This is a genomic window from Burkholderia sp. MBR-1, assembly GCF_013822785.1.
In the GTDB taxonomy this organism is placed as follows: Bacteria; Pseudomonadota; Gammaproteobacteria; order Burkholderiales; family Burkholderiaceae; genus Burkholderia; species Burkholderia vietnamiensis.
Genome location: NZ_CP053609.1, coordinates 2722547 through 2747977, shown reverse-complemented (window position 1 = coordinate 2747977; position 25431 = coordinate 2722547). Strand labels below are relative to the sequence as shown.

At 67.9% G+C, this 25431-nt stretch carries 20 protein-coding genes and 1 other RNA gene; 9 read left to right on the top strand and 12 right to left on the bottom strand.

Features of this window, described 5'->3' with window-relative positions:
• Window positions 1–37: 37 nt before the first annotated feature.
• Both MBR110_RS12615 and MBR110_RS12610 read right to left on the bottom strand, forming a co-directional pair.
• Window positions 38–1414: an amidase gene (locus MBR110_RS12615; RefSeq protein ID WP_011883775.1), complete on the bottom strand. Its 1377-nt coding sequence runs from the start codon at window positions 1412–1414 to the stop codon at window positions 38–40.
• Window positions 1415–1421: 7 nt separating this feature from the next.
• On the bottom strand, window positions 1422–2102 hold the full coding sequence (locus tag MBR110_RS12610) for a GntR family transcriptional regulator (protein WP_034194130.1): 681 nt from the start codon (window positions 2100–2102) through the stop codon (window positions 1422–1424).
• A 268-nt stretch (window positions 2103–2370) separates the two neighbouring features.
• On the opposite strand from MBR110_RS12610, the gene MBR110_RS12605 reads away from it, so the two are divergent.
• Both MBR110_RS12605 and MBR110_RS12600 read left to right on the top strand, forming a co-directional pair.
• Window positions 2371–3561 (top strand): gamma-glutamyl-gamma-aminobutyrate hydrolase, encoded by a 1191-nt coding sequence (locus MBR110_RS12605; protein ID WP_011883779.1) that lies wholly within the window; start codon window positions 2371–2373, stop codon window positions 3559–3561.
• Between the two features lie 113 nt (window positions 3562–3674).
• Entirely contained in the window at window positions 3675–4382 is a 708-nt protein-coding gene (locus tag MBR110_RS12600) for a DUF2968 domain-containing protein (protein WP_041493789.1), read from the top strand.
• Between the two features lie 79 nt (window positions 4383–4461).
• Here the strand turns inward: MBR110_RS12600 and MBR110_RS12595 are convergent, their stop codons facing one another.
• On the bottom strand, window positions 4462–5382 hold the full coding sequence (locus MBR110_RS12595; protein WP_081065402.1) for a hypothetical protein: 921 nt from the start codon (window positions 5380–5382) through the stop codon (window positions 4462–4464).
• 344 nt (window positions 5383–5726) lie between these two features.
• Between MBR110_RS12595 and MBR110_RS12590 the strand changes: the two genes are divergently transcribed.
• Window positions 5727–7022 carry an MFS transporter gene (locus tag MBR110_RS12590; protein ID WP_011883785.1) on the top strand — a complete coding sequence of 432 codons (1296 nt, stop codon included), beginning with the start codon at window positions 5727–5729 and terminating at the stop codon, window positions 7020–7022.
• 72 nt (window positions 7023–7094) lie between these two features.
• On the opposite strand, the gene MBR110_RS12585 is transcribed toward MBR110_RS12590, so the two are convergent.
• On the bottom strand, window positions 7095–8933 hold the full coding sequence (locus MBR110_RS12585; RefSeq protein WP_404841956.1) for a tetratricopeptide repeat protein: 1839 nt from the start codon (window positions 8931–8933) through the stop codon (window positions 7095–7097).
• Window positions 8934–9063: 130 nt separating this feature from the next.
• Here MBR110_RS12585 and MBR110_RS12580 point away from each other — a divergent pair, with 130 nt between their 5' ends.
• Window positions 9064–10731: an FAD-dependent monooxygenase gene (locus tag MBR110_RS12580; protein WP_011883788.1), complete on the top strand. Its 1668-nt coding sequence runs from the start codon at window positions 9064–9066 to the stop codon at window positions 10729–10731.
• 64 nt (window positions 10732–10795) lie between these two features.
• Here the strand turns inward: MBR110_RS12580 and MBR110_RS12575 are convergent, their stop codons facing one another.
• From MBR110_RS12575 to MBR110_RS12560, 4 genes are read right to left on the bottom strand one after another with little or no spacing between them, the layout of a single operon-like run.
• Window positions 10796–11047: a formate dehydrogenase subunit delta gene (locus MBR110_RS12575; RefSeq protein ID WP_011883789.1), complete on the bottom strand. Its 252-nt coding sequence runs from the start codon at window positions 11045–11047 to the stop codon at window positions 10796–10798.
• 7 nt (window positions 11048–11054) lie between these two features.
• Window positions 11055–14006 (bottom strand): formate dehydrogenase subunit alpha, encoded by a 2952-nt coding sequence (gene fdhF, locus MBR110_RS12570; RefSeq protein ID WP_181709083.1) that lies wholly within the window; start codon window positions 14004–14006, stop codon window positions 11055–11057.
• Between the two features lie 17 nt (window positions 14007–14023).
• Window positions 14024–15601, bottom strand: a complete 1578-nt coding sequence (locus MBR110_RS12565; RefSeq protein ID WP_059733985.1) for a formate dehydrogenase beta subunit — start codon at window positions 15599–15601, stop codon at window positions 14024–14026.
• Window positions 15598–16098: an NAD(P)H-dependent oxidoreductase subunit E gene (locus MBR110_RS12560; RefSeq protein ID WP_014722672.1), complete on the bottom strand. Its 501-nt coding sequence runs from the start codon at window positions 16096–16098 to the stop codon at window positions 15598–15600. Before MBR110_RS12560 ends, MBR110_RS12565 begins: the two co-directional genes overlap by 4 nt.
• Before the next feature lie 131 nt (window positions 16099–16229).
• Between MBR110_RS12560 and MBR110_RS12555 the strand changes: the two genes are divergently transcribed.
• The 3 genes from MBR110_RS12555 to MBR110_RS12545 all read left to right on the top strand — a co-directional run bounded on the left by MBR110_RS12555 (window position 16230) and on the right by MBR110_RS12545 (window position 18333).
• Complete coding sequence (locus MBR110_RS12555; protein WP_059889513.1) at window positions 16230–17333, top strand: substrate-binding domain-containing protein; 1104 nt, start codon at window positions 16230–16232, stop codon at window positions 17331–17333.
• A gap of 101 nt (window positions 17334–17434) precedes the next feature.
• Window positions 17435–17704: a hypothetical protein gene (locus tag MBR110_RS12550; RefSeq protein ID WP_011883798.1), complete on the top strand. Its 270-nt coding sequence runs from the start codon at window positions 17435–17437 to the stop codon at window positions 17702–17704.
• A gap of 278 nt (window positions 17705–17982) precedes the next feature.
• Window positions 17983–18333: a DUF4148 domain-containing protein gene (locus tag MBR110_RS12545; protein WP_011883800.1), complete on the top strand. Its 351-nt coding sequence runs from the start codon at window positions 17983–17985 to the stop codon at window positions 18331–18333.
• A gap of 539 nt (window positions 18334–18872) precedes the next feature.
• On the opposite strand, the gene ssrA is transcribed toward MBR110_RS12545, so the two are convergent.
• The 4 genes from ssrA to ompA form a co-directional block, all read right to left on the bottom strand.
• Window positions 18873–19242, bottom strand: a transfer-messenger RNA (tmRNA) gene (gene ssrA / locus MBR110_RS12540).
• Window positions 19243–19259: 17 nt separating this feature from the next.
• Window positions 19260–19976 carry an HAD-IA family hydrolase gene (locus MBR110_RS12535; RefSeq protein ID WP_034194137.1) on the bottom strand — a complete coding sequence of 239 codons (717 nt, stop codon included), beginning with the start codon at window positions 19974–19976 and terminating at the stop codon, window positions 19260–19262.
• 13 nt (window positions 19977–19989) lie between these two features.
• Window positions 19990–20688 (bottom strand): bifunctional 2-polyprenyl-6-hydroxyphenol methylase/3-demethylubiquinol 3-O-methyltransferase UbiG, encoded by a 699-nt coding sequence (gene ubiG / locus MBR110_RS12530; protein ID WP_011883804.1) that lies wholly within the window; start codon window positions 20686–20688, stop codon window positions 19990–19992.
• A 150-nt stretch (window positions 20689–20838) separates the two neighbouring features.
• Window positions 20839–21510 (bottom strand): outer membrane protein OmpA, encoded by a 672-nt coding sequence (ompA, locus tag MBR110_RS12525; protein ID WP_011883806.1) that lies wholly within the window; start codon window positions 21508–21510, stop codon window positions 20839–20841.
• Between the two features lie 537 nt (window positions 21511–22047).
• Here ompA and gyrA point away from each other — a divergent pair.
• Window positions 22048–24651: a DNA gyrase subunit A gene (gene gyrA / locus MBR110_RS12520; RefSeq protein ID WP_011883808.1), complete on the top strand. Its 2604-nt coding sequence runs from the start codon at window positions 22048–22050 to the stop codon at window positions 24649–24651.
• 84 nt (window positions 24652–24735) lie between these two features.
• Entirely contained in the window at window positions 24736–25335 is a 600-nt protein-coding gene (locus MBR110_RS12515) for a DUF2059 domain-containing protein (RefSeq protein ID WP_011883810.1), read from the top strand.
• Window positions 25336–25431: the final 96 nt, after the last annotated feature.

Here is a 25431-nt window from a genome sequence, read left to right as displayed (position 1 = left end):
GTCCGGCACGGCGTGCGCCGTCACGACCGTTGCGCGCTCACCGGATCGTGTTCAGCACGGCCTCGACGGCCTGGCCGATCGCGAGCAGCGCATCGTCGCGATGCGGCGCGGCCGCGAGCATCAGCCCGACCGGCGCCGCGCCGCGCGGCTGGCACGGCAGCGACAGCGCGCATGCATCGAGGAAGTTGAACGCGGCGGGGTTGCGCAGGACCAGTGCGTTGGTGTGCGCGAACGCGGCGTCGTCGGCCTCGAGGTCGGCGATGCGCGGCGGCACGATCGGCACCGTCGGCGCGACGAGCGCGTCGAAGCGCGACCACACGGTGCGCGCCGCTTCGTCGAGCATCGCGGCGCGCGCGGCGAGCAGGTCGAGATAGTCGGCCGCGCTCGCCGGCTCGCCCTTCAGGATGCGCGCGAGCACGCGCGGGTCGTACCGGTCGCGGTGCTGCGCGAGCAGCGGGCGGTGCCACGCGTATGCCTCGATCGGCGAGAAGCCGAACCGGTTGACGTCGGGCAGCGTGTCCAGCGCCGGAAAGCGCACGTCCGAGACGATCGCGCCGGCCGCTTCGAGATGCTTGAGCGACGCGTCGAGCGCCGCGGCGACGTCGGCGTCGACGCCGTCGGTCACATAGTTCGTCAGCACGCCGAGCCGCACGCCTTCGAGCGGACGCGCGGCCGGCACATGCGGCTCGAGGCCGGCCAGCACCCGGTCGACGAGCGCGCAGCAGGCCACCGTGAGCCCGATCGGGCCGAACGAGTCGAGCGTGGTCGACAGCGGTACGGCGCCGCCGGTCGGGATCCGGCTCGCGGTCGGCTTGAAGCCCGTGAGCCCGCACAGCGCGGCCGGGATGCGGATCGACCCGCCGGTGTCGGTGCCGAGCGCGACGGCCGCCATCCCGTCGGCCACGGAGGCCGCCGCGCCGGACGACGAGCCGCCGGCGATCCGCGCGTCGCCCGGCACGTCGCGGCGGTACGGCGAGCGCGGCGTGCCGAAATGCGGGTTCAGGCCGAGGCCGGAAAACGCGAATTCGCTCATGTTGGTGCGGCCCACCAGCACCGCGCCGGCCCGCCTGAGCCGCGCGACGGCGGCCGCATCGGCCTGCGCGGGCGGCGCGCCGTCGAGCACGCGCGAGCCGGCGCGGGTCACCTGGCCCGCGACGTCGAACAGATCCTTCACCGACACCGGGATGCCGGCGAGCGGCGACAGCACGGTGCCCGCGGCGCGCAGCCGGTCGTGCGCGTCGGCGGCCGTGCGCGCGTGGTCGGCATCGACTTCGGTGAACACGACGGCGCCCTGGCCCGACGGGTCGGCGATCCGCTCGAGCGCGATGTCGACGAGCGCGCGGCTGGTGGTCCTGCCGGCGGCGAGATCGTCGGCAAGCTGGGCGAGCGGGGGAAACGGCGTGAAGGTGGTCATGGGCGGCTCAGGGACGAAGATGTTGGACAAGCGTGGCGCGAAACGAATCGATGTGGTGCTCGACGGCCGCACGCGCGCCCGCGGCATCGCGCGCGGACAGGCGCTCGAACAGTTCGCGGTGTTCGCGCTGGACGGCCGACAGATGCTGCGGCTGCGACAGCGTGACGAACCAGAAGCGCAGCGAGCGCTCGTGCAGCGCGCGCAGGATTTCCGCGAGCACGCTGTTGCGCGCGGCGGCGGCGATCGTCTGATGGAACGCGCGGTCGAGCTCCATCATCCGTTCGACATCGTGCGTGTCGACGCACGCCTGTCCGTCGGCGAGCAGCGCGGCGAGGCAGGCGAGATCGTCGGGCGTCGCATGGCGGGCGGCGAGTTCGACGCAATGCGCTTCGTTGATGCGCCGCACGTCGACCACCGCGACGATTTCGTCGAGCGACAGCGGCTGCACCAGCAGCCCCTTGCGCGGCCTCACCGACAGCAGTCCCTCGAGCACCAGCCGGTGCACGGCCTGATGGACGGGCGTGCGGCCGATGCCGGTGCGGGCGACGAGTTCGGCTTCGTTCAGCGCGGCACCGGGCGGCAGGCGCATCGTGACGATGTCCCGCTGGATCAGCGCATATGCGCGCTCGGCGAGGCTGGCAGCCGGTGGCGCGGATCTGCCGCGGCCGGCATCGGGTACGGTGTTCATGCGAGAGCGGCGTTGATCGGCCGGCCGGACGCGGTCATCGCGTGGGCCGCCGACGGCGTGGACGATCGGTGGATGGTATTGTGATATATCACTGCTGTCCACCGTGCCGGGACGGTGGCGAAGGCGGGCGCTTCGCGGGTTCTGCGCGGAATGCGACGACTTGCAACAGTATCGACAGGATGTTGCTGGTTTACCGCGCGATCGTGCGCTGACGCATAATGAATCCTCGTCAATCCAATACGCGCGAGCGACGTACCAGACCATCGTCATGAGCGAAACCACGCCTTCCCCGGCCGGTCTGCCCGGCACCTTTTCCGCTTCCCCCGATTCCCGCCGTTCCGAGCCGCCGCGAGCAGCCGATGTTCCCGCCGCTCCCGCTGCCCAGGCCGCTGCCGCCCACGACGTTGCCGACGACGGCGCCTCGCCCGTGACGGCTGCGTCCGAGCCGGGTGCCGCCGGCACGCCGGGCGCCGCCGGCGAAGCGGCGCCGCCGAAGCCCGGCGCGGCGCCGCCCGGTTTCGGCGCGCAACCGGATTTCGACACGCCGCGGCCGCCGCCCGCGAGCGCGCAGAACGCGCCGCCCGCGTACCTGAAACAAAGCGACACGCCGTGGTCGGTGGTCGGCCGGATCATCGCGGCGCGCGCGCGCCGGCTGTTCGACCGCGCCGGCCAGCGCATCACGCAGCGCACGCTGCGCATCGGCGTGTCGGCGCGGATCTTCCATCCCGAGCCGGGCGCCAAGGGGCTGCGCGGCAAGACGCTGCAGTATCTCGAGGAATCGATCGCGCATTGGGTGATGTCGCGCGACGTGCTGGTGTTCATGATTCCGACCGTCGGGCATCAGGGCATGCTGCACCCGAGCAACATCCGCCTGCGCGACTACGCGAAGCATCTCGACGGCCTGCTGCTGCAAGGCGGCGCCGACGTGTCGCCGCAAACCTACGCGGCGTCCGATGCGCGCCCCGAATGGCCGGGCGACCGCGTGCGCGACATGTACGAGCTCGAGCTGTTCCACGAGTTCGTCGAGTCCGGCAAGCCGGTGCTCGGCGTATGCCGCGGCTGCCAGCTGATCAACGTCGCGTTCGGCGGGTCGCTGTATCAGGACATCGCCAGCGACGTGCCGACCGCGAACGCGCACGTGAGCGAGCATTACGACCAGCATCGGCACGCGATCCGCTTTCCCGATTCGTCGACGCTCGCGAGCATGTTTCCCGGGCGCAGCGAGGCGATCGTCAATTCGATCCACCATCAGGCGATCCGCGATCTCGGCCGCGACCTGAGCATCGAGGCCGTGTCGGCCGGCGACGGCATCATCGAGGGCATCCGCTATCGCCGCGCGCCGTTCGTCGTCGGCGTGCAGTGGCATCCGGAGTTTCATCGCGCGGGCGGCGCCGAGCTGCTCGACTGCACGCCGCTGCTCGACGCGTTCCTGCGCGCCGCACGCGATACCCGCCTGTAAGCCCGCGTCGGGATGGCCGGCAGCAAGCCGGCCGCGGGACGACCAATTCGAGATGCGGCCGTCCGGTTTTGCACGATAATCGCGAGTCCCGATTCGTTCGCCGGAGTCTGACGTTGGCCTCTCGAGATTTTTCCCCTGCGCGTTGCGCCACGTGGGTCGTTGCAATCGCCGCTTGCGCGTACGCCGGTGCGGCGTGGTCCGACGATGCGAGCGCGCCCGTCGCCGGCACGCGCCCGGCGGTGACGAGCCTGAGCGGCGACGCGGCCTCCGCCGGACCGGCCACGTCGCCCACGGCGGCGGCCGATGCGACCGCGCAAGGCAACGTCGCCGAACTCACGCAATTGCTGCACGACGGGCGAATGGTCGAGATGCGCACGACCTACAACGGCAGCTATGGCGCGAGCCTGATGTTCGATTCGCGCGAGATGACCTACTACGTCGCGCTGTTTCAGGACAAGCAGCTGTGGCGCGTGATCAAGTCGCAGGACAAGAGCCGCGCGCAGATGGTGTACGAGAACTTCGTCCAGCAGACGGTGCAGCTCGCGGACGTCGAACTGCGCCGCACCGAACTGCAGGCGCAGAAGGTGTTCCTCGAACGCGTGATCGCACTGCAGGCGAATCGCGCGCAGCAACTGCAGGCCGATCTGAGCATCGCGCGCAGCCAGCAGGCAGAGGTCGCGCAGCGGCAACGCTCGGCACGCGAACAGGCGCAGGCGCTGCAGGTGGAGAAGCGCGCGGCGCAGTTGCAGTTGCGCGATCTGCAGGAGGAGGTGCGGCAACTCGAGCGTCAGGCCGAGACGGGGTTGCCCGCGCACAAGTGACGACGCGCCGGTCCGTGGATCGACGTACGAACGAAACCCGGCGAAGCATGCTTCGCCGGGTTTTTTGTTTGCGGGTCAGTCAGCGGGTGTACCGGTCGGGTGCGTCGGTCAGGCGGCGGTGCGACAACCGGGCGGTCCAGTCGAAACCGGTGGTGGGCATCGTGGCCCGACGCGCGGGGAGTTCCGCCTGCAACGCATCGGCCAGCGCGATCAGCGTGAGCAGATCGTCGGCTGCATCGTGCGATGCGTCGGGATGGGGCAAGCGGTGCGGGTGGTCGAGCGATGCCGTCTGCGACGTGCGGCCTGTGATCGGCCATGCGGCCGCAGGTCGCGTAGTGGCCGACGCGTAGCGTCGCGCAGATAGCGTGCGCACGATGTTCGATCGATGCGGCGGCGTGTCCGCTGCCGCGACCGACGCGAGCGGCGATGGTGCGGGCGCGGTGGCCGCGGCGCGCGCGCGGCGCGCTGCTTCCGATGATGTCGGCACGGGCTGCGCTGCGGCGCGCGGATGAGCCGGGACGACGACCGAGGCATTCGGCGCGATCGGCTCGGTCGTCGCGACGCGCACGGCAGCCGCCGCTGGCGCGGCGTGGGGCTGCATGACGGCGGCGTGCTCACGTGCGGGCTCCGGCGCGAAACGCGGGAACGGTTCATGCGTGGCGATCAACGCGCCGATGATGCCGAGCGCGCCGATGCTCCAGCACGCGGCGTGTAACGCCCGCCGATCGCGCGGGCGTCCGGCAGTACGAACGATGGACCGATCGGCGGTGGGAGCGACAGACGGCGGCTCAACGGTCAGCGGTAGCCAGCGGCACGCGCGATGCGGCGCGTCGATGTCGACGCATGAGGTCGTCAGCGTGGCGACGCAGCGCGTGCGGCGTCCGGCGCCGGACGCGGGACGGAACGTCCATTCGCGGCCGAACGACGGCACGCCGCCGAGCGGCGCGACGCGGGGGAGGGCGAGTTTGCCTTCGACGGGAACGGCGGGCGGCTGGATCATGGACGGATACGCAGTGCGAAGCGACCACCGCGCCGGACCGGGCGCGGATCGCCGCGCAAATCCTGACATTGTGGTGAGCCGATCGCGATCGGTCGATCAGACCGATCTGATTTTGGCGTGCCGACCGCCCCGTCTGGTACGACCCGTACGCAGCGACGCACGCCGCACGGCCGGCACCGCGGGCACTGCGGGCACAAGGCAATTGTCGGCTTCGCATGGCATTATTTTCAGACCACGCCGGCGACGTCCGTGCGCGCCGGGCCGGTGCGTCGCCCATCGCGGCCTTGCCACATCGCTGCATCGCCACGGCGCGAACGCCGCCCCATTCGAGTCGAGAGAAAAACATGTCCACCACCACGCCTGCCGTCGCGACGGAATCGAAGGTCCGCACCGTATTCCGCGTCGTCAGCGGCAACTTCCTCGAAATGTACGACTTCATGGTCTACGGCTATTACGCGTCGGCCATCGCCAAAACGTACTTCCCGAGCGGCAACGCGTTCGCATCGCTGATGCTGTCGCTGTCGGTGTTCGGCGCGGGCTTTCTGATGCGGCCCGTCGGCGCGATCGTGCTCGGCGCATATATCGACCATCACGGCCGCCGCAAGGGGCTGATCCTGACGCTGGGGCTGATGGCGCTCGGCACGCTGACGGTGGCCGCGGTCCCCGGCTACGCGACGATCGGCGTGCTCGCGCCGGCGCTCGTGCTGCTCGGCCGGTTGCTGCAGGGCTTTTCGGCGGGCGTCGAGCTCGGCGGCGTGTCGGTCTATCTGTCGGAGATCGCGACGAAGGGGCACAAGGGCTTCTATACGTCGTGGCAATCGGGTAGCCAGCAGGTGGCGGTCGTGTTCGCCGCGTTCGTCGGCGTGCTGCTGAACCGTATGCTGCCCGCCGACCAGATGACGGCATGGGGCTGGCGTATTCCGTTTCTGATCGGCTGCCTGATCGTGCCGTTCCTGTTCCTGATCCGGCGCTCGCTGAAGGAAACCGACGAATTCCTCGCCAAGCATCATCGTCCGACGATGGGGGAGATCATGCGCTCGATGCTCGAGAACTGGGGCGTCGTGATCGCCGGGATGGGGATGGTGATCATGACGACGGTGTCGTTCTACATGATCACCGCGTACACGCCGACCTTCGGCAAGGAAGTGCTGCACCTGTCGTCGCTCGATGCGCTCGTCGTGACCGTGTGCGTCGGCCTGTCCAATCTCGTGTGGCTGCCGTTGTCGGGCGCGCTGTCGGACCGCATCGGCCGCCGCCCGGTGCTGATCGCGTTCACGGTGCTCACGCTGCTGTCGGCCTATCCGGCCGTGCAGTGGCTCGTGGGGGAACCGTCGTTCCTGCGGCTGCTCGCGGTCGAGCTGTGGCTGTCGTTCCTGTACGGCTCGTACAACGGCGCGATGGTCGTCGCGCTCACCGAAGTGATGCCGGCCGACGTGCGTACCGCCGGCTTCTCGCTCGCATACAGCCTCGCGACGACGATCGGCGGCTTCACGCCGGCGATCTCGACGCTGCTGATCCACGAGACGGGCAACAAGGCAGCGCCGGGCCTGTGGTTGAGCGTCGCGGCGATTTGCGGATTGATCGCGACGCTCGTGCTGTACCGCACGCCGGAGGCGCGCAACCAGTACAAGGCGGCCTGATGCATCGCGTGTGACCACGCCGAACGAACAACGGAGCGCCTTGCCGCTCCGTTTTTACTGTGAGCTCGGCCGTCAGGCCGCGCGTAGCGCGTCGGCGACTTTCGCCGCGACGTCGAGCCATTGCCCCGGCGCAGGCTGGCGGACGAGCCGTGCATGCGCGTACCACGGACAGTCGTCGCCGGTGAACCAGCGCCAGTCGGCCGCGAAAGGCAGCATCACCCACAGCGGCTTGCCGAGCGCGCCCGCGAGATGGGCGACGGCCGTGTCGATCGTGACGACGCCGTCGAGCCGCTCGATCAACGCGGCCGTATCGCCGAAGTCGTTCAGCCGGCCGTCGAGGTGATGCACGCGCGGATGCGCGTCGACGCGCGCGCGCTCGTCGGCGTCCAGGGCGGGCTGCAGCACGATCCAGTCGATGTCGGGCAGCGCGAGCAGCGGCGCGAGCGCATCGAACGGCATCGAGCGGTTTTCCTGCGCCTGCCGGCGCCCGGACCATGCGAGCCCGAACTTGCGCCTCGACTGCCCGCCGAGCGAGCCGCGAAAGCGCCGGCGCGCGCTGTCCGGCGCGTCGAGATAGCGCGCGCCCGCGGCGATGTCGCCCGGTTGCAGGCCGAGCAGGAACGGCAAGCTCATCAGCGTGCATCCGAGGTCCGCAGCGGGCGTTTTCGCGGCGTCCTGCGCGACCAGCGTGACGCGCCAGCGCGCGGCGGCAGGGGCGAGCAGCGCGACGAGCTCGCGCTGCACTTCGAGCACGACGCGCGCGCAGCGCGCGCGGGCGAGCGGTACGAAGCGGACGAACTGCAGCGTGTCGCCGAAACCCTGCTCGGCGCGAATCAGCAGCGTACGCGACGCGATCGGCTCGCCTTGCCAGCGCGGCAGCGTGCCGAGCGGCGTTGCGCCGGGCGTGTCGTGACGCGCTTCGTAGGCGGGCAGCCCGCGCGTGAAGTCGCCGAGCGTAAGCAGCGTGACGGCGCGGTGCAGCCGTGCGAGCGTGAGGTCAGGCGCGACGCGCAGCGCCTGGTCGAACGCGCGCAGCGCCATCTCGTGCGCGCCGAGCGCGTGATGCGCGTTGCCGAGGTTCAGCCACGCGAGGCTGAACGACGGATCGAGGCCGACCGCGCGCTCGTAACAGGGCAGCGCGTCGCGGTGGCGGCCCTGCGCGCTCAGTGCGTTCGCGAGCCCGAACAGGGCGAGCGGAAACGGCGGGTGCAGCGCGAGGGCCGCTTCGAATGCGGCGGCGGCCTCGGCATGGCGGCCGAGCGCTTCGAACGTGTTGCCGAGGTTGAAATGCGCGGCCACGAAGCGCGGCTCGGCGGCGAGCGCGGCCTGGAAGTGCGCGATCGCGTCGTTTGCGCGCCCCATCGCGTTCAGCGCCATCGCGAGATTGTTGTGCGCGCCGGCGTGTCCGGGGCGCAGCTCGAGTGCGCGATGGAATGCGGCGAGCGCGTCGTCGTGCCGGCCGAGCGCATTCAGCGCGTTGCCGAGATTGTTGTGGATCGAGGCGTCGTCGGGCGTGAGCCGCAGCGCGCGGCCGAACGCGTCGACCGCATCCTCGTGGCGCTGCAGCGCCGCATACGCATTGCCGAGGTTGTAGTGCGCGAGCGGAAATTCGGGCGCGAGCGTCAGCGCGTTGCGAAAGCGGTCGATCGCCTCGTCGAGCCGGCCGAGCGCCTTCAGCGCGTTGCCCAGGTTGAGCTGCAGCGCGGCGTCGCCCGGGCGCAACTCGACGGCGCGGCCGACGAGGTCGGCCGCTTCGGCATGCTGCCCCTGCTGATGCCGCAGCACGCCAAACAGATGGAGCGCGTCGGCATCGGCGGGATTGGTGGCGAGCGCGGCGCGATAGCCGTGCTCGGCCTCGGCGAGGCGGCCCGCGCGGTGCGCGGCATACGCTCGGTCGAATGCGGAATCCATGACGCTAGAACTGACGGAAAGCGCGTATTTTCCCACACTGCGCATGGCGGCCCCAGATCGGCCGATCGGCATATGGCCCCGTCACGCGGAGCGGCGTAGACTGGCAGGGTCGCGTGTCATCGAGGGTCTCATGGCTGACACACTGCTCGATATTCCACCCGTGCTGATCGTCGGCGCGGGTCCCACCGGCCTCGCCGCGGCGATGAGCCTCGCGCGTGCCCGCGTGCCGGTGCGCATCATCGACCGCCTCGCGGTGCCCGCCGCGCATTCCCGCGCGATCGGCATCCAGGCGCGCACGCTCGAGCTGCTCGAGCAGCATCGCGCGGTCGAACCGTTCCTCGCGCTCGGCCACCGGGTGCATGCGGCCGCGCTGCATGCCGATGGCCGCGTGATCGCACGGCTCGATTTCGACCCGCTGCACACGAGCTATCCGTACCTGCTGCTGCTCGACCAGAGCGTCACCGAGCGCTTGCTCACCGAGCATCTCGCCGGCTTCGGCGTGACGGTCGAGCGCGGCGTCACGCTCGTCGCATGCGAGGCCGACGGCACGTCGCTCGACGTGACGCTGCGCGGCGCCGACGGCCGCGAAGCGCGCTGCGCGCCGTCCTACCTGATCGCCGCCGACGGCGCCCACAGCACGGTGCGGCGTCTGCTGCGCGTGGGTTTCGCGGGGCGTGCGTTCGAGCAGACGTTCCTGCTCGCCGATTTCGCCGCGATTCCCGACTGGTCCGACGAAGAGATCCACCTGTTTACGACGCCCGACGGCATTGCCGGCCTGTTCCCGATGGGCGGCGGCCGCTACCGGCTCGTGGCCGATCGCCCGCCCGGCGGCGACCCGTCGCCCGACGCACCGGCACCGTCGCTCGACGAGTGCGATGCGATCGTGCGCGCGCGGATGGGTATATCGATCGCGCCGAGCGACCTCACGTGGTCGTCGTACTTTCATCTGCACAGCAGGATGGTCGAGCGGCTACGCCACGGCCGCGTGTTTTTCGCGGGCGATGCCGCGCACATTCACAGCCCGGCCGGTGCGCAGGGGATGAATACGGGGATGCAGGAAGCGTTCAATCTCGGCTGGAAGCTCGCGCGCGTGCTCGCCGCCGGCACGCCCGAGCGGCTGCTCGACACCTATCACGCGGAGCGCCATCCGATCGAGCGCGACGTGTTGCGGCAGACCGGTTTCATCACGCAGATGGTCGAAGCCGACCACGGCGCGGTCAAGCTGCTGCGCGATCACGTCGTGCCGCTGCTCGCGTCGTTCGGGCCGGTGCGCGACGCGGTGCGCCGCTCGTTCAGCGAGCTGGGCGTCCAGTACCGGAAAAGCCCGCTCACGCTCGAACGCGTGCTCGACGGCGGGCCGCGGGCAGGCGAGCGTGCGCCCGATGCGCTCGTGCATGTGATCGACGGGCCGCTCGGCCGCGCGCCGGGGACCGCGCGGCTCTACGACCTGCACGATCCGGCTAGCTTTACGCTGCTGTTGCTCGAGGAGCCGCCCGGTATGGACATGGCAGATGTCGACGTCGACGCCGGCGCAGTGCGGCCGCCGTCGGCGGATGCACAGGCGCTCGCGCAGGGATTGGAGCGGATCATGCCGGGCGCCGTGCGTGCGTGGCGCATCGCCGATGCCGAAGCCGACGGCGCGGACGCGCTCGCGCAAGCGTACGGTCGCTCGCGGCCGTCGTTCTATCTGTTGCGCCCCGACGGCTACATCGCGGCGCGCGGGCGCACCGCCACCGACGCGAACGCGCTGCTGCGCCATTGCGAAAGCTGGTTCGCGGGCATGCCGCAGCCCGCGTAGCGACGCGCGTCAGACCTGCGTCAAACGCGCGTCATGGTTGCGTAACGGGCGCGTAGCACGTCCGTCACGCGTGAACGTCTGCCGGCACGAGCGACGCGCGATGCGCGGCGATCGCGTCGCGCACGATCGGCGCGGCGCGGCGTCCGGCTTCGCTCGACGGATCGTCGAGCGCGGCGAGTAGCGCGCGGCGCATCCGCGGTTCCCAGAAGCGCCGGATATGGTCGGCGATCCCGGTCAGCGCTTCGTCGCGATCGGGCATCGACTCGAAAAACGCGCCGATCTGGTTCGCCATCTCGATCAGGTGTGCGTGGTCCATGGCGTTCTCACTTGCCCGTCGTCGCAACGCCCGGCGCGCTGGCGCGGCGCTCGAGCAGCTCGAGCTGCTCCGAGTTGAAGCGTGCGTACGAGCGTTGCCAGTCGGACGGCTGCGCAACCGGCATCACCTGCACGGCCGTGACCTTGTATTCCGGGCAGTTCGTCGCCCAGTCGGAGCTGTCGGTCGTGATCACGTTCGCGCCCGATTCGGGGAAGTGGAACGTCGTGTAGACCACACCCGGCTGCATGCGATCGGACACGAGCGCACGCAGCACCGTCTGGCCCGCGCGCGACTCGATGCCGACCCAGTCGCCGCTGTGGATCCCGCGGTCCTCCGCGTCGTGCGGATGGATCTCGAGGCGGTCCTCTTCGTGCCACTGCACGTTCTCGGTCCGGCGCGTCTGCGCGCCGACGTTGTATTGCGACAGGATGCGCCCGGTAGTCAGGATCAGCGGATAGCGCTGCGTGACCTTCTCCGGCGTCGGGATGAACTGCGTGATCACGAAGCGGCCCTTGCCGCGCACGAAGGCGTCGATGTGCATCGTCGGCGTGCCTTCCGGCGCCTCGTCGTTGCAAGGCCACTGGATGCTGCCGAGCGCGTCGAGCTTCTCGTACGACACGCCGGAGAAAGTCGGCGTGAGCCGCGCGATCTCGTCCATGATTTCCGACGGATGCGTGTAGTGCATGTCGTAGCCGAGCGCCTGCGACAGCATCAGCGTCACTTCCCAGTCCGCGTAGCCGGCGAGCGGCGGCATCACCTTGCGCACGCGCGAGATGCGCCGCTCCGCGTTCGTGAACGTGCCGTCCTTCTCGAGGAACGTCGAGCCCGGCAGCAGCACGTGCGCGTATTTGGCCGTCTCGTTCAGGAAGATGTCCTGCACGACGATGCATTCCATCGCCGACAGCGCGGCCGCGACGTGCTGCGTGTTCGGGTCCGACTGGACGATGTCCTCACCCTGGCAATAGAGCCCCTTGAAGCTGCCGTCGAGCGCCGCGTCGAACATGTTCGGAATGCGCAGCCCCGGTTCCGGCTGCAGCGTGGCCGACCATGCGTGTTCGAACTGGCTGCGCACGCTCGCGTCGCCGATGTGGCGGTAACCGGGCAGCTCGTGCGGAAACGAGCCCATGTCGCACGAGCCCTGCACGTTGTTCTGGCCGCGCAGCGGATTGACGCCCACGCCTTCGCGGCCGATGTTGCCGGTCGCCATCGCGAGGTTCGCAATGCCCATCACCGTCGTCGAGCCTTGCGCATGTTCGGTCACGCCGAGACCGTAGTAGATCGCCGCGTTGCCGCCGGTGGCATAAAGGCGCGCGGCTTCGCGCACCTGTTCGGCCGGCACGCCGGTCACTTCGGCGGTCGCCTCCGGCGAGTTCTCCGCGCGCGACACGAAGTCGCGCCATTGCTCGAACGCGCGCGTGTCGCAGCGCTCGGCGACGAACGCGTCCGCGACCAGCCCTTCGGTGACGATCACGTGCGCGAGCGCATTGATCATCGCGACGTTCGTGCCGGGGCGCAGCTGCAGGTGGTGCGTCGCCTTCACGTGCGGGCCGTCGACCACGTCGATGCGGCGCGGGTCGATCACGATCAGCTTTGCGCCTTCGCGCACGCGCCGCTTCAGCCGCGAGCCGAACACCGGATGGCCGTCGGTCGGGTTGGCGCCCATCACGACGATCACGTCGGCTTGGCCGATCGATGCGAAGGTCTGCGTGCCGGCCGATTCGCCGAGCGTCGTCTTCAGGCCATAGCCGGTCGGCGAATGGCACACGCGCGCGCAGGTGTCGACGTTGTTGTTGCCGAACGCCGCGCGCACCAGCTTCTGCACGAGGTAGGTTTCCTCGTTCGTGCAGCGCGACGACGTGATGCCGCCGATCGAATCGCGGCCGTACTTCTGCTGCAGCTTGCGGAATTGCGTCGCCGCGTAGGTGAGCGCCTCTTCCCAGCTGACTTCGCGCCACGGGTCGGTGATCTTCTCGCGGATCATCGGCTTCGTGATGCGGTCCTTGTGCGTCGCATAGCCCCACGCGAAGCGGCCCTTCACGCATGCATGGCCTTCGTTCGCGAGGCCGTTCTTGTGCGGCGTCATCCGCACGACCTGCGTGCCCTTCATCTCCGCCTTGAACGAGCAGCCGACGCCGCAGTATGCGCAGGTGGTGACCACCGAGTGTTCGGCCTGGCCGAGCTGCACGACGCTTTTCTCCTGCAGCGTAGCGGTCGGGCACGCTGCGACGCACGCGCCGCACGACACGCATTCCGACGCCATGAACGATTCGCTTGCGCCGGCGGCGACGCGCGACTCGAAGCCGCGTGCGGCGATCGTCAGCGCGAACGTGCCCTGCGTCTCCTCGCATGCGCGCACGCAGCGGTTGCAGACGATGCACTTCGACGGGTCGTACGTGAAGTACGGATTCGACTCGTCCTTCTGGTCGCGCAGGTGATTCGCGCCGTCGAAGCCGTAACGCACTTCGCGCAGCCCGACGACGCCCGCCATGTCCTGCAGTTCGCAGTCGCCGTTGGCCGGGCAGGTGAGGCAGTCGAGCGGATGGTCGGAGATGTACAGCTCCATCACGTTGCGGCGCAGCTTCTGCAGCCGGTCCGATTGCGTGCGTACCTTCATCCTGGCCTCGGCGGGCGTCGTGCACGACGCCGGATAGCCGCGCCGGCCTTCGATCTCCACCAGGCACAGCCGGCACGAGCCGAACGGCTCGAGCGAATCGGTCGCGCACAGCTTCGGTACGTTGACGCCGGCTTCGATCGCGGCGCGCATCACCGACGTGCCGGCCGGCACCGTGACCGCCTGACCGTCGATTTCGAGCGTGACGTCGGTGTCGGCATGGCGTTGCGGCGTGCCATAGTCGGTTTCGTCGAACGGATCGCGCGCGCGCGCCGCTGCGGCGCTCTTGCACGCGCATTGGCCCGAGCCGCAGCCGCCTTGGCGGACGTTCTGAGTGTCGAGGGACATGCAGGGCTCCTTCTGGGTCAGGCCGCAGCCTTGACCGGACCCGACGCGGCCGGCTGGCCGGCGGCGAGCCCGAAATCTTCGGGGAAATGGTCGAGCGCGGACAGCACCGGATACGGCGTCATCCCGCCCATCGCGCACAGCGAGCCTGCGAGCATCGTGTCGCAGAGGTCGCGCAGCAGCGTGATCTGCCGTTCGGACGTATCGCCGTCGCGGATCCGCGCGATCGTCTCCACGCCGCGCGTCGAGCCGATCCGGCACGGCGTGCACTTGCCGCACGATTCGATCGCGCAGAACTTCATCGCGTACTCGGCGAGTTCCGCGAGATTCGACGTGTCGTCGTGCAGCACGATGCCGCCGTGACCGACGACCGCGCCGATCGCCGCGTACGCCTCGTAGTCGAGCGGCACGTCCCACTGATGCTCGGGCAGGTAGGTGCCGAGCGGGCCGCCGACCTGCGCGGCGCGCGCGGGCCGGCCGCTCGCCGTGCCGCCGCCGTAATCGAACAGCAGCTCGCGCAGCGTGACGCCGAACGCCAGCTCGACGAGGCCGCCGTGACGGATGTTGCCCGCGAGCTGGAACGGCAGCGTGCCGCGCGAGCGGCCCATTCCGTAGTCGCGATAGAACGCCGCGCCGCGCGCGAAGATCACCGGCGCGGTGGCGAGCGTGATGACGTTGTTGATCACGGTCGGCTTGCCGTACAGACCGGCGAGCGCGGGCAGCGGCGGCTTCGCGCGCACCACGCCGCGCTTGCCTTCGAGCGATTCGAGCAGCGCCGTTTCCTCGCCGCACACGTACGAGCCGGCGCCTTTCGCGACGTGCAGGTCGAACGCGTGCGCGGAGCCGAGCACGTGCGCACCGAGCCAGCCGGCTTCGCGGGCGCGCTCGAGCGCGGTTTCGAGCGTCTTGATCGCGTGCGGATACTCGCTGCGCACGTAGATGTAGCCGAGCGTCGCGCCCGTCGCGATGCCGGCGATGATCATCCCTTCGATCAGGCAATACGGGTCGCTTTCCATGATCAGACGATCGGAGAACGTGCCCGAGTCGCCTTCGTCCGCGTTGCAGACGATGTACTTTTGCGTCGCGGCCGCCTGCCGGACGGTGCGCCACTTGATGCCGGCCGGAAAGGCCGCGCCGCCGCGGCCGCGCAGCCCCGATTCGATCAGCGTGTCGCACGCGGCATCGCCGTCCATCGCGAGCGCGTTCTTCAAGCCGGCGAGGCCGTCGTGCGCGAGGTAGTCGTCGATCGACAGCGGATCGGTCAGGCCGATGCGGGCGAACGTGAGGCGCTGCTGGCGCGCGAGATACGGCAGTGCGTCGACGAGGCCGACGCCGCTCGGATGCGCGCCGCCGTCGAGCCAGTTCGCATCGAACAGCGCGGGCACGTCGGTCGCCGACAGGTTCGCGTAGCCGACGCGTCCGGCAGGCGTGCCGACTTCGACCAGCGGCTCGAGCCACAGCAAGCCGCGCGAGCCGTTGCGAATCAGCTCGATGTCGATGCCGCGCTGCTGCGCGTGCGCGACGATCGCGGCGGCGAGTGCGTCGGCGCCGAGTGCGAGCGCGGACGAATCGCGCGGCACGTAGATGCGGGTCGTCATGCGGCCTCCGGCGTGTGGGCGGCGGCCTGCGCGAGCAGCGCGTCGAATTTCTCCGGCGTGACCTTCGCGTGCAGCACGCCGTTGATCGTCATCGACGGCGATTGCGCGCACAGCCCCAGGCAGTACACCGATTCGAGGGCGACGTCGGGCGGCGCGTGTGCGTCGGCAGCATCGCCGTGCGCCGCGTCGAACCGGCAACCGGTGCGCGCCTGCGCATGCTCGGCCAGCGCTTCGCAACCCATGCTGCGGCACGCTTCGGCGCGGCACATCTGGATCGTCACGCGGGCGGGCGGCGCGGTGCGGAAGTGGTGATAGTAGGTGAGCACGCCATGCACTTCGGCGCGCGACAGGTTGAGCGCCTTTGCCAGCGGCGCGACGCAGCCGGCCGGCACGTAGCCCGCATCGTCCTGGATCGCATGCAGGATCGCGACGAGCGAGCGGCCGGCGCGCGCGTGACGCTCGACCAGCGCGTCGGGCGCAGGGGAATTCGGGGACATCGCTTGTGCTCCTCCAAAGTCTCATATGTGCCGGTAATTCATATAACGCACACCGTGACTTCGTTCTGATTGATTTCCAACAACGATAAGCGGAAGATTTCGTGGCCGCAATAGGAAATCGGAGTACATAAATGATTCGAATCGAATGCGACGCGTATTTGACCGTGCGCGACACGGCGGGCCGTTCGGCGAGCCTGTCGGACGTCGCGCCATTGCTCGAGCTGGTGGCCGAGACGGGCAGCATCGCGCAGGCGGCGCAGGCGAAAGGGCTGTCCTACCGGCACGCGTGGGGCATGCTGCGCGCGCTCGAGGCGTGCATCGGCGGCGAGCTGATCGAGACGGCGCGCGGCAAGGGCTCGACGTTGTCGGAACTGGGGCGGGCCGTCGTCGACGCGCAGCGCCTCGCGCACACGCGCCTCGACGGGAATCTGCGGTCGCTCGCCGCCGAGGTGGCGAGCGACCTGAACCGCCGGCTCGCGCAGCGCGACGGTGCGGTGCGCATCCACGCGTCGCACGGCTATGCGGTCGCGGCGCTGGTGGCCGCGCTGGTCGATGCGCACGCGGCCGTCGACATCAAGTACCGCGAGAGCGTCGAGGCCGTCCGCGCGCTTGCACGCGGCGAATGCGAGCTGGCCGGCTTTCATCTGCCGCGTGGCGCGTTTCGCGAACAATGCGCGCAGATCTACCGGCCGTGGCTCGACGACACGCGCCATGTGCTGATCCATCTGACGCGCCGTCAGCAAGGATTGTTCGTGCCGCGCGGCAACCCGAAGCAGGTGCGCGGGCTCGCCGATCTGGCGCGCAACGATATCCGCTTCGTCAATCGGCAGCCGGGGTCCGGCACGCGAATGCTGCTCGATCTCGCGCTGCGCTCGATCGGCGTCGATCCGGAGCGTATCGACGGCTATGCGTCGGCCGAGCTCACGCACTCGGCGATCGCGGCGTTCGTCGCGAGCGGGATGGCGGATCTCGGCTTCGGCGTCGAGCCGGCCGCCCATCACTTCGGGCTCGATTTCATTCCGGTCGTCGACGAGGATTACTACTTCGCATGCGAGCGCGCGCGGCTGGCGTCGCGGCCGCTCGCCGACGTGCTCGCGTTGCTGCGCGATCCGGCGTTCGTCGAGCGCGTCGCGCATCTCGACGGCTACGATCCAGCAGCATGCGGCACGCTGATCGGCGTTGCGGCGGGGCTCGACGGGGAGGCTGCCACCGTGCCGGGCGGCAACGGAAGGTAATGCACGCGCGTGCGGCGCGCGCTGCAGCAGCAGGGGATTTGCGCTACGCTTGCCGCTTGATCAACGTTCCAACAAGCACGCCGTTCAGGCGTCATCCCGCCATGAAACTTTCCGTTCCTCTCTCCGCGGCAGCGTTGACCGCGGGGCTTCTGATCGCCGCCACGCCGTTTGCGTTCGCGCAGAACTCCCCGGGCGTGCCCGGCGGGATTCTGAGCGATCAGTTCCGCCTGAACGAGCATCCGCAGATGCCGTTCGCGGCGTCGGCGCCGTCGCAGAAATATCAGAGCGGCAAGAAGTCTGCGCTGCGTCGCAAGGGCGACATCGGCGATCCGAACGGCTGCAACCTGAAGTGCCCGATGGATACGCAGTAACCACCGCTTCCCGATCGCAGCGCGCGTAGCCACAATGGCCGCGCAGCGCGCCGGTCTGCCGAGCCCCGCGAAGCCTGCCGCTTCGCGGGGCTCGCGTTTATGCGGCGCTGCCGGGCGGGTGCCGGCGCACTAATGGACTATAGGGTTAACCCGTAATCCTGAAAGAATGTCTTCCAGAAACGTGCCTTATTCTTAAGCAGTTGCCTACATACACTTCCATTTGTCGGCGATGAACGGGTGTTCATCGCAAGATCAGACAAATACGGAGGTAGGTCATCATGAAGTCGCTCGTTCAAGCTGTTGTCGTTGCTGCCGCTCTCGTCGCCCCGGTCGTGTCGTTCGCTCAGTCCGGCTCGGCACTCACCCGCGCCCAGGTTCGTGCGGAACTGGTGCAACTGCAGCAGGCCGGTTACAACACCGCCCGCGGCGAAGATCCGCATTATCCGGAAGCGATCCAGGCTGCGACCGCCCGCGTCGCCGAGCAGCAGCGCGCAGTCGCGCAGGCGCAAGGCGCCGATGCGAGCGGCTACGGTGCGCAAGTGCAGGGTGCGTCGGCATCGGGTTCGCGCGCGATCGGCGTGCGTCCGGCCAGCGTTGAAGAAATGAAGTCGCTGTATCGCGGCAGCTAAGCTGCGCACTGCCCGACGAAAGCGCGGGCCGGGAGCGACGAGGTGTCGTGCTCCCGGCCCGCGCCGTCGGGCAGACGCCGTTCGGCGCGGTCGATCGCCGCGCGAGCGGCTGCGGACGTCCGTCACCTCCTGCCGCCGGCGTACCGGCGGTATTCTGCCCGGCCCGTCCGGGGCTGGGCGCTTTTTCAAATGGCGCGTGACGTATCGTTCGTTGGCAACAAGCAACCCCGCAGACGCGTGTCGTGCGGGGTTTTGTTCGTCTGGACGGGAAGTTTGCGGGGCGCTGCGGGCTGGCTGTACTAGGGCAGCTGTGTTTCAACGCGGGCCGCGATCGGGCAGAGCGCCTTCCCGCATTGGAAGAGTTCGAGACACATCCGGCAGGACAGGGGCACGACACGGAAATCGCCGCGCGGCGAAATTTCGCTCCGCACGTGTGATTGTGGGCGCTCGGACCAGCCGAACGGCAATAAAAAACCCGCGAAGCGTGACGCTGTCGCGGGTTTTTCCTGGCAACGCGCCGAACTGCGTTGCCGTGTATTTGGTGGAGGCGGCGGGAATCGAACCCGCGTCCAGAAGCGCTCCACGACTAGTTCTACATGTTTAGTTCAGTCATTTGATTTAACCGCAGCGACGCGGACGAACACGCTGCACTACGGCGATTCGCTAAGTTTTCGACCCGGACGTCGCGACGCCGCCAAGGCTTAACTGACGTATATGACCTCTGTCGGTATTGCTACCGGTCTTGCGACACTAGCCCGTCAGTGAACTAGGCAGAGGACGGCGGCCGTTAGGCTGCCAGTGCGAACGTATCGTCGTTTGCAGTTACGTTTTTCCCATTGATTAACGAGGTGACGGGTCCTCGACATGCCCTAGCCGCTTCACAACCCCTGTCGAAACCAGGTCGCCCCCGCGGATAAGATCGACCATTATAGCCCAACATCGCGCAGCAGTTCGCGCAGTTGCAGCGTCGTGTCGACGAGATGCTGCGCCTGCCAGTCGGCCGGCGCAGCGCCGTCGCCGCAGTAGCCATACGCGGCTGCGACCGTCGCCATGCCGGCCGCGGTGCCGGCCTGGATGTCGCGCAGGTCGTCGCCGACATAGACGATCCGCTCGGGCGCGAGCGTCAGTTGTGCGGCTGCGTGCAGCAGCGGGGCCGGATGGGGCTTCGAGTGCGGCGTCGTGTCGCCTCCGACGATGCAGGCCGCGCGTGCCGCGAGGCCGAGCAGGTCGGCGAGCGGTGCGGTGAGGCGCATCACCTTGTTGGTGACGATGCCCCAGCGCACGCGGCGCGCGTCCAGTTCGTCCAGCACGTCGCCGATCCCCGGAAACAGCGCGGTGTGCACGCAGATGTCCGTCGCATAGTTGGCGAGGAACTCGTCGCGCATCGCGTCGTAGCCGGGCGTCTGCGGATCGATGCCGAACGCGCCGCCGAGCAGGCCGCGGGCGCCGGCCGACGCGAGCGGCCGCAGCACGTCGAGCGGCGTCTCGGGCAGGCCGCGCACGCGCTGCATCTTGTGGACGGCGGCGGCGAGATCGGGCGCCGTATCGGCGAGCGTGCCGTCGAGATCGAACAGCACGGCGTCGCACTGCGTCAGCCGCGGTGCGTCGAGCGTCGTGCGCTCGGTCGAAAGGGAGGTCGTCATGCCGGGTCGAGGATTACGCGCCGCGGCGGCACGCGACGAGATAGTTGATGTCGGTGTCGTTCGACAGCGCAAAGCGCTTGCCGATCGGGTGATAGGTGATGCCCTTGAGCTCGACGATGTGCAGATCGGTCGCGCGCACGAAACCGGCCAGTTCCGACGGGCGGATGAAGCGCGCGTAGTCGTGCGTGCCCTTCGGCAGCATCTGCGCGATGTACTCGGCGCCGATCACCGCGAACAGGTACGACTTGAGGTTGCGGTTCAGCGTCGAGAAGAACACCCAGCCGCCGGGCTTCACGAGCTTCGCGCAGGCAGAGACGACGCCGGCCGGCGACGGCACGTGCTCGAGCATTTCCATGCAGGTGACGACGTCGTAGCTGCCGGGCTCGCGCTCGGCGATCGCTTCGGCGGCGATCGCCTCGTAATCGACGGTGATGCCGCTTTCGAGGCTGTGCAGATCGGCGACGCCGAGCGCTTCGTTCGACAGGTCGATGCCTTTGACCTGCGCGCCGAGCCCGGCCATCGATTCGGACAGGATGCCGCCGCCGCAACCGATATCGAGCGCGCGCTTGCCGGCCAGATGCGCATGCGAGTCGATCCAGCCGAGCCGGACCGGGTTCAGGTCGTGCAAGGGCTTGAATTCGGCGTTCGGATCCCACCACCGATGGGCGAGGTCGCTGAATTTCTGGAGTTCGTGCGGATCGGCGTTGGTCATGTCGGCAAACGGGTACGGAAGGAGGGCGGTGCGTCGGTACGTCAGCCGCAAGTATATAAGCGGGCGGACAACGAGGCCAGCAAGCGCCTGGACGGGCATCAATGAAAAAGCCCCGCCGGAGCGGGGCTTTGGAGCAGTCGAAACCGTGGCTTACTGCGCCGGAACGGTCGTCTTCTGCACTTGCTGCGTACCGACCACTTCGACTTCCACGCGGCGGTCCGGTGCGAGGCAGGCGATCAGTTGCTTGCGGTTCTTCTGGTTGCAGCCCGTCGTAACCGGATTGCGCTTGCCCTTGCCTTCCGTGTAGATCTTGTTGGCCGGGATGCCCTTGCTGACCAGGTACGACTTGACTGCTTGCGCACGGCGCAGCGACAGACGGTCGTTGTACTTGTCCGAACCGATGCGGTCCGTGTAGCCGGTGGCGACGACCACTTCCGTGTTCATGCCCTCGATCTTCGATGCCAGTTCGTCCAGCTTCTGCTTGCCCAGCGGCTTGAGCGTTGCCTTGTCGAAGTCGAACAGCGCGTCGGCTTGGTACGTGATCTTCTGGCTCGAAATTGCCGGTGCAGCAGCCGGAGCGACCGGCGGTTGCGGTGCCTGGGCGACCAGTGCGCCATCGCACTTTGCGTTGGCGGTGGCCGGCGTCCAGAACGCGTCACGCCAGCAGAGCTCGTTCGTGCCGTTCATCCACACCCATTCGCCCGTACCGTTCACCCAGTTGTCGTTGACGGCTTGACGCGACGCCGGCACCGACTGTGCCGAAGCGGATGCAGCCATAACTGCGGTAGCTGCAATGAACGCGAGCTTTGAAAGTTTATTCATATTTCTCCTCTCGAAATTGAGATTACCGCAGGTTTACTGCGAGCCTGTTGACGGTGACAAGTCATACATTGCTCGAAGTATAACATTGGTGCGGCACAAAAAACGCGGCACCGCTCTGTGTAGACTTCGAGCAGCGTCTAACTTTCAGTGCGTTGGCATTTTGCCATATCGTTCCCTTCCTACGAAAAAAAATCCTCCCCACCCCAAGATCACCCCCACTTTGTGGTGCATGCGCAACACTCGCCTGCCGCAACTTTAAGAAATTGTCAAGAGTGGAGCGGGGAAATTGCGGGAAACGACGCCTATGTTTACCCGCTGCCGCGACGCCACGTCGCAGGACTCGCCCGCGCACCAAAGGAGGGCGCGATCGCGGCCGGGGCGGGCATCGCACCGCAGCTCCGATTTTTGCTGTTTACATATAGTTGGGGGTCGCGAATTGGCTGCGGATGGGCGCATGTTAGAATCTCGCGTTGCGTTGCGCATGCAGCGCCCACGCGAAAGGCGTTCGCCGTCTTCGCTCCGAAACGATACGGATACATGGATCAATTCGCCAAAGAGACCCTGCCCACCTCCCTAGAGGAGGAAATGCGCCGTTCGTATCTCGATTACGCGATGAGCGTGATCGTCGGACGTGCCCTCCCGGATGTCCGCGATGGCCTGAAGCCCGTGCACCGGCGCGTACTGTTCGCGATGCACGAACTGAACAACGACTGGAACCGCGCGTACAAGAAGTCGGCGCGTATCGTCGGTGACGTGATCGGTAAGTACCATCCGCACGGCGATACCGCGGTGTACGACACGATCGTGCGGATGGCGCAGGACTTCTCGCTGCGCTACATGCTGATCGACGGGCAGGGCAACTTCGGCTCGATCGACGGCGACAACGCCGCGGCGATGCGTTACACCGAAATTCGTATGGCGAAGATCGGGCATGAGCTGCTGGCCGACATCGACAAGGAAACGGTCGACTTCGAGCCGAACTACGACGGCAACGAAACGCAGCCGTCGGTCCTGCCGTCGCGCATTCCGAACCTGCTGATCAACGGCTCGTCGGGCATCGCGGTCGGCATGGCGACCAACATTCCGCCGCACAACCTGAACGAAGTCGTTGACGCGTGCCAGCATCTGCTGAACAACCCGGGAGCGACGATCGACGAGCTGATCGAGATCATCCCGGCGCCGGACTTCCCGACGGCCGGCATCATCTACGGCGTGGCCGGCGTACGCGACGGCTATCGCACCGGGCGCGGCCGCGTCGTGATGCGCGCGGCCACGCACTTCGAGGAGATCGACCGTGGCCAGCGGATGGCGATCATCGTCGACGAGCTCCCGTACCAGGTGAACAAGCGCTCGCTGCTCGAGCGTATCGCCGAGCTCGTCAACGAGAAGAAGCTCGAAGGCATCTCGGACATCCGCGACGAGTCCGACAAGAGCGGCATGCGTGTCGTGATCGAACTGAAGCGCGGCGAAGTGCCCGAGGTCGTGCTGAACAACCTGTACAAGGCGACGCAGCTGCAGGACACGTTCGGCATGAACATGGTCGCGCTCGTCGACGGCCAGCCGAAGCTGCTGAACCTGAAGGAAATCCTGCAGTGCTTCCTGTCGCACCGACGCGAAGTGCTGACGCGCCGCACGATCTACGAACTGCGCAAGGCTCGCGAACGCGGCCACGTGCTCGAAGGTCTCGCAGTCGCGCTCGCCAACATCGACGAATTCATCGAGATCATCAAGGCCGCGCCGACGCCGCCGATCGCGAAGCAGGGGCTGATGGAGCGGTCGTGGGATTCGTCGCTCGTGCGCGAGATGCTCGCGCGCGCCGAGACGGAGAACGCCGCGGCCGGCGGTCGCGCCGCGTATCGTCCGGAAGGGCTGAACCCGGCGTTCGGGATGCAGGGCGACGGGCTGTACCGCCTGTCCGACACGCAGGCGCAGGAAATCCTGCAGATGCGCCTGCAACGCCTGACCGGTCTCGAGCAGGACAAGATCATCGGCGAGTACCGCGAAGTGATGGCGCAGATCGCCGACCTGCTGGACATCCTCGCGCGCCCGGAGCGGATCACGACGATGATCGGCGAGGAGCTGACGTCGGTGAAGGCCGAGTTCGGCGACGCGCGCCGCTCGAAGATCGAGCTGAACGCGACCGAACTGAACACCGAAGACCTGATCACGCCGCAGGACATGGTCGTCACGATGTCGCATGCGGGCTACGTGAAGTCGCAGCCGCTGTCCGAGTACCGCGCGCAGAAGCGCGGCGGCCGCGGCAAGCAGGCGACGCAGATGAAGGAAGACGACTGGATCGAGACGCTGTTCATCGCGAACACGCACGATTACATCCTGTGCTTCTCGAACCGCGGCCGCGTGTACTGGGTCAAGGTGTATGAAGTGCCGCAGGGCTCGCGCAACTCGCGCGGCCGCCCGATCGTCAACATGTTCCCGCTGCAGGAAGGCGAGAAGATCAACGTGGTGCTGCCGGTCAAGGAATTCTCGGCCGACAAGTTCGTGTTCATGGCGACGTCGCTCGGCACCGTGAAGAAGACACCGCTGGAAGCATTCAGCCGCCCGATGAAGAAGGGCATCATCGCGGTCGGTCTCGATGACGGCGATTTCCTGATCGGCGCGTCGATCACCGACGGCGCCCACGACGTGATGCTGTTCTCCGATGCCGGCAAGGCCGTGCGCTTCGACGAGAACGACGTGCGTCCGATGGGCCGCGAAGCGCGCGGCGTGCGCGGCATGCAGCTCGAGGACGGTCAGCAGGTCATCGCGATGCTGGTCGCGGGCAGCGAGGAGCAGACGGTGCTCACCGCGACCGAGAACGGCTACGGCAAGCGCACCCCGATCACCGAGTACACGCGTCACGGCCGCGGCACGAAGGGGATGATCGCGATCCAGACGTCCGAGCGCAACGGCAAGGTGGTCGCCGCGACGCTCGTCGACGCCGAAGATCAGATCATGCTGATCACGACTGCCGGCGTATTGATCCGCACCCGTGTGTCCGAGATCCGCGAGATGGGACGGGCTACGCAAGGTGTTACACTCATCAGTCTTGATGAGGGCACGAAGCTCTCCGGCCTGCAGCAGATCGCTGAAGCCGAAGAGGGTGAGGGCGAAGTCGACGAGGCGTCGGACGGCGAAGCCTGAACAACGGGATGAGACTCGAGCCGCCGCGGGCGTGAAGCGCCGCGGTCGGCGAGCAACCATTCATATTTCCACAAGGGAGTGATGATGCAAAAGCAATTCAAGCAACTGGTTCTGCTGGCTGCACTGGTGCCGACGTTCGCGATGGCGCAAGCGCTGTCGAATTCCGCACCGGCTGCGACCGCGGCAGCTGCGCCGATCGACGCCGACAAGAAGGCGGCGATCAAGGATCTGCTCGACGCGATCGACGCGCCGAAGCTCGTGTCGGCAATCGGCAACAGCGCCGAGATGCAAGCGAAGCAACTCGTTCCGGCGATCCTGTCGGACGCGCTGTCGGAAAACAAGACGCTGAACGACAAGCAGAAGCAGGCCGCCGTGCCGACGCTGCAAAAGAACGCAGTGCCGAAGCTGGTCGACGGCGCGGGCAAGGTGTTCGGCACGCAGCAGTTCCAGAACGATGCGATGTCGGCTCAGTACGACGCGTACGCGAAGTACTACAGCACGTCGGAGATCAAGGATCTGACGACGTTCTACAAGAGCCCGACGGGCCGCAAGTTCATCCAGGTTCAGGATCAGGTTGGCCGCGACGTCGTCAACGGCCTGATGCAGAAGTACATGCCGCAAGCGATCCAGGCAACGCGCACGCAGGCTGACAAGGAAGTCGCCGCGGTCAAGCCGGGCAAGTAAGCGGTCCGGGCGCGCCGCCCGGCCGTCCGGTCGGGTTTGGCGGGAGCCTGATGACAGTGCGATAATGGCCGTTTGCGCGCGAGCGCAAGCGGCCAT

Coding starts and splice junctions, on each gene's coding strand:
- ubiG (WP_011883804.1), bottom strand. CDS start 20,688: ATGACCAACGCCGATCCGCACGAACTCCAGAAATTCAGCGACCTCGCC.
- MBR110_RS12595 (WP_081065402.1), bottom strand. CDS start 5,382: ATGATCCAGCCGCCCGCCGTTCCCGTCGAAGGCAAACTCGCCCTCCCC.
- MBR110_RS12610 (WP_034194130.1), bottom strand. CDS start 2,102: ATGAACACCGTACCCGATGCCGGCCGCGGCAGATCCGCGCCACCGGCT.
- MBR110_RS12575 (WP_011883789.1), bottom strand. CDS start 11,047: ATGGACCACGCACACCTGATCGAGATGGCGAACCAGATCGGCGCGTTT.
- gyrA (WP_011883808.1), top strand. CDS start 22,048: ATGGATCAATTCGCCAAAGAGACCCTGCCCACCTCCCTAGAGGAGGAA.
- fdhF (WP_181709083.1), bottom strand. CDS start 14,006: ATGTCCCTCGACACTCAGAACGTCCGCCAAGGCGGCTGCGGCTCGGGC.
- MBR110_RS12615 (WP_011883775.1), bottom strand. CDS start 1,414: ATGACCACCTTCACGCCGTTTCCCCCGCTCGCCCAGCTTGCCGACGAT.
- MBR110_RS12580 (WP_011883788.1), top strand. CDS start 9,064: ATGGCTGACACACTGCTCGATATTCCACCCGTGCTGATCGTCGGCGCG.
- MBR110_RS12535 (WP_034194137.1), bottom strand. CDS start 19,976: ATGACGACCTCCCTTTCGACCGAGCGCACGACGCTCGACGCACCGCGG.
- MBR110_RS12585 (WP_404841956.1), bottom strand. CDS start 8,933: ATGGATTCCGCATTCGACCGAGCGTATGCCGCGCACCGCGCGGGCCGC.
- MBR110_RS12545 (WP_011883800.1), top strand. CDS start 17,983: ATGAAGTCGCTCGTTCAAGCTGTTGTCGTTGCTGCCGCTCTCGTCGCC.
- MBR110_RS12515 (WP_011883810.1), top strand. CDS start 24,736: ATGCAAAAGCAATTCAAGCAACTGGTTCTGCTGGCTGCACTGGTGCCG.
- MBR110_RS12590 (WP_011883785.1), top strand. CDS start 5,727: ATGTCCACCACCACGCCTGCCGTCGCGACGGAATCGAAGGTCCGCACC.
- MBR110_RS12560 (WP_014722672.1), bottom strand. CDS start 16,098: ATGTCCCCGAATTCCCCTGCGCCCGACGCGCTGGTCGAGCGTCACGCG.
- MBR110_RS12550 (WP_011883798.1), top strand. CDS start 17,435: ATGAAACTTTCCGTTCCTCTCTCCGCGGCAGCGTTGACCGCGGGGCTT.
- MBR110_RS12605 (WP_011883779.1), top strand. CDS start 2,371: ATGAGCGAAACCACGCCTTCCCCGGCCGGTCTGCCCGGCACCTTTTCC.
- MBR110_RS12555 (WP_059889513.1), top strand. CDS start 16,230: ATGATTCGAATCGAATGCGACGCGTATTTGACCGTGCGCGACACGGCG.
- ompA (WP_011883806.1), bottom strand. CDS start 21,510: ATGAATAAACTTTCAAAGCTCGCGTTCATTGCAGCTACCGCAGTTATG.
- MBR110_RS12565 (WP_059733985.1), bottom strand. CDS start 15,601: ATGACGACCCGCATCTACGTGCCGCGCGATTCGTCCGCGCTCGCACTC.